Annotated in this window: 4 protein-coding genes; all 4 read left to right on the plus strand. The window is 42.4% G+C overall.

Annotation, left to right across the window (positions count from 1 at the left end; translation table 11 throughout):
- The first annotated feature begins 161 nt into the window (after positions 1-161).
- Positions 162-1487: a hypothetical protein gene (locus KTQ90_RS12910; protein WP_254359715.1), complete on the plus strand. Its 1326-nt coding sequence runs from the start codon at positions 162-164 to the stop codon at positions 1485-1487.
- Positions 1468-2322, plus strand: a complete 855-nt coding sequence (locus KTQ90_RS12915; protein WP_217318765.1) for a DUF6712 family protein — start codon at positions 1468-1470, stop codon at positions 2320-2322. The genes KTQ90_RS12910 and KTQ90_RS12915 overlap by 20 nt, the downstream gene beginning before the upstream one ends.
- 56 nt (positions 2323-2378) lie before the next feature.
- On the plus strand, positions 2379-2828 hold the full coding sequence (locus KTQ90_RS12920; protein WP_217318766.1) for a hypothetical protein: 450 nt from the start codon (positions 2379-2381) through the stop codon (positions 2826-2828).
- A 486-nt stretch (positions 2829-3314) separates the two neighbouring features.
- The coding region (locus KTQ90_RS12925) for a hypothetical protein (protein WP_217318767.1) at positions 3315-3528 on the plus strand (214 nt) is incomplete at its 3' end.

Consider the following 3528-nt stretch of genomic DNA (forward strand, 5'->3'; position numbering starts at 1 on the left):
TAACGTTATTTTAGAACTTTTCGTATAAACCACGATTGATTTTCACGCATTAAAGATTAGCCTTTTAATATAAAAGCATATAATTCCTAAGGAATTAAGAATTAGCCTTGTCTTTTCCCCACCTCCCAATCGCTCATATCTTTGCCCTAAAAAAACAAGATATGAGCGATTTTTCATTTATTCCACCAACATCCGTTGTCACCATCCCCGGCACCCACGCCTCCGCAGCCTTCACCTCCAAGACATCTGAAGTCTTTAAGGAGGAGCACAACATCGCACCAATCATCATCAACGACAAGATGAAGTACATCCCGTGGGGAGGTGACAACCAGATGCCGTACAACATCATTGATCTCATCGAGTCTGACGAGACGATGAGCACTTGCCAGATGTTCAACGCTGAAGTCTGCTATGGAAGCGGACTTGTCTATGACACAGAGCTTGCCACCGCACAAGTGCAAGCGCAAGTGGATGACTTTATGCTGGACAACGACCTCGCAAGTTACTTCCTCGGCGTGTGCCAGGACTTCAAGCACTTCGGCTTTTGCGTCAGCGTGATCATCCTCAATGAGGATGCCAGTCGCATCGTCCGCATCGTCCGCAAACAGGCGTGCTATGTCCGCTTTGCTCCTGCCGACAAGTCGGGCGTGATACCTTACATCCTCTATGCCAACTGGCGTAATACGGTCAGTCCGGAGGACATAGAGCGTATCGAACTTCTTAATCCGCAGTCGCCATTCACCGACCTTCAGAACAGAGGGAAGAAAATCAAGAAGTTCGCTGTCATCAGCCGTATTCCTACCCCCGACAACACGTATTATCCAATACCGTACTACGCAGCTTTATTCAAAGGAAAGTGGTTCAACATCAAGCAGCTCATCGGCATTGCTAAGGAAGCGAAGCTCCGAAACTCCGCGCCCATAAAGTACCACATCGAGATTGCCAACTCGTTTTGGAACAACATCTTCAAGGTCGAGGGCATTACTGACCGTGTCAAGCAGCAGGAGCGTGTCAACGAGGAGAAGGACAACATCATCAACTTCCTCACTGGCATGGAGAACAGCGGAAAGGTGCTCTTCTCTACGTTCTATGTTTCACCCAACGGCGAGGAGCAGCACGATGTGGCCATCAACAAAATCGAGACCGACAAGGAGGGTGGCGACTGGGCTACGGACATCGTCGAAGCCATCAACATGATGTGCTTTACCATGCGCGTCCACTCCAACCTCGTAGGCTCGGTGCCAGGCAAGTCGCAGACCAACAACTCAGGCAGCGACAAGCGAGAACTTTACACCATCGCCCAGGCTCTACAGAAGCCTTACCACGACCTTCTCTTCTCCGTTCACCGACTGATCATCCGCTTCAACAAGTGGACTGCGGTCAAGCCGGACTGCCCATTCATCCAGCTCACCACGCTCGATGAAAATAAGGACGCAAAGCAAGTTTCACTCAATAAATCCAAAGACAATGGCAATGCTGATAAATGACAACGATACTCTAAAGAAGTACGTCCCCAACACGCTCAAAGCGGTAGCTGGTGAACTTTCTCTTTTTGACAAGATACAGTATCACCTCTTACAAGCGGAGCAATGGCTTACCGACACTTTCGTCTCATCCGACACGATGAGTCGCATCCGCACATACTCTGACAGCACACCGCTCCTGCACTACTGCCGTATCATCACGGCTGCAGAGGCAATGTTGCACGCAGTGCCACAGCTCGACCTTATCCTTACGCCTAACGGATTCGGCATCGTCAGCAATCAGAATGTAATACCGGCATCGAAGGAGCGCATCGAGAGGCTTCTTCTGTCTCTCGAAAAGCAACGCGACGATGCGCTTGCCGTTATCCTCACCATGCTTCCGGATGCCCACCATTGGACTGCTTCGGAGCAGTTCAATTACTTCGCTGCCACAATGTTTCCTACGCTCAGCATTGTGTACCAGTTGGGCTTTGCTGACCATATCTGGCTGCGATACCAGGACACTCGTGCCAAGTTACTCACCATTGAGCACCGCCTTGAAACGGAGTTCTTCAGTCCAGAACTCATGGACATGCTTCGCACGGCCAACGCTCTCAACAAGTGGAACATGACTCTCGACACCGCTCAATACAAGCGGATGTGTCAGCGCATCTCTGCCATCGAGTTCTCTATCCTCCGCATCGGTGAATACCCGATACCAAGCATCATCGACATCGTGAACAGCATACGTTTAGCCAAGGGCAACGTATTCGCTGAATGGAAGCAATCTGACACCGCCAAACTCTTTGAAGACCATGGATATAAAAATAAAAAAGAGAGTGGAGGGTATTTCTTCTGAAAATCAGATGCGCTTTCGCAAAATAATTGTATTTTTGCGAAAGCAAAACAAAATATATGGAACAATTCAAATTCGATTTTTTCAAAAAGGAGCACAGCAGTCAGACCATGAATGTTGTCACACTCTCCAAAGCAGAATGTGATAAGGTTTTTGCCTCGTTTTATTCGGCATATAATATGGAGAAACAAGAGCGAAACCAAGTCTTTGACATTATTCAAGATAAGGGCATCCCGGTAAACTTCACAAACGCAGAAGATAAAAATTTTGATTTGGGTTGTTTAATATCCGAAATTTGCAAGAGGCAGTTGCCCACACATCTTTATGTATGTTGGGATTATTTTTATGCAATAGACCGTTTTGACTTTAATGATATCGTTAAATATTTTAGTGATATATGGTATCCATCAGTTGATGACATAATAATTTTTGATGACTCATATAAAGTTTGTATGATGATAAGACACGATGGCGTAATTTATTTATTGAATAAAAAACCTCAGAAATAAGAAACAAATACAACGTTTTGGGTATTGATAGTAGTCTTCTCTCGTGTTACAAGTTATTCTCCTAAAAATATGCGGGCATACACTATCAAAAAGAAAAATAAGAGGAATAAGATATGAAACAACAAAAAATATATTCTATAATAATAGGATTGGTTGCATACATTATTATATCACATATATTCCATGTGTTTTTTAGAGGTGAAACTGATATAGCACTAAGCTTATTGTATATTTATAATGATATGTTATATATTGTAGGTTATATCTTTACATTTATGGTCTATGGTAATAATAAGTTTAATAGAATCTTGTTTGGTACATTAAGCATCGCATTTCTGTTGTTTTTTGTATATAATTGGTGGAGCGTTTCATCTATGCCTTATGAGAGATTCTTATATATAGGCTTAGGATTGCTTGTTTATATATGTGAGTACATGTATTTAAAAGCTATACAAAACGATTTGTAAAATAATTAAAATAACAGGTATGAAATATTTAATGCAAATATTACTTGGTTTAATACTTTTACAACTGCTGCAATCATGTGATTACAGTAAGAGTCGCGATGTGTTGTGGATGAAAAAAAATTTTGAAAATAATGCAGAGCTTTTTTTTGATGTTACTAATTTATTTAATAACTCTATTCCAATAAATTTAAAAAAAGAAAATTATGTCAATTTTAATATTAATGATAAAAATA

Source organism: Leyella stercorea (genome assembly GCF_019052365.1).
Classification (GTDB): domain Bacteria; phylum Bacteroidota; class Bacteroidia; order Bacteroidales; family Bacteroidaceae; genus Prevotella.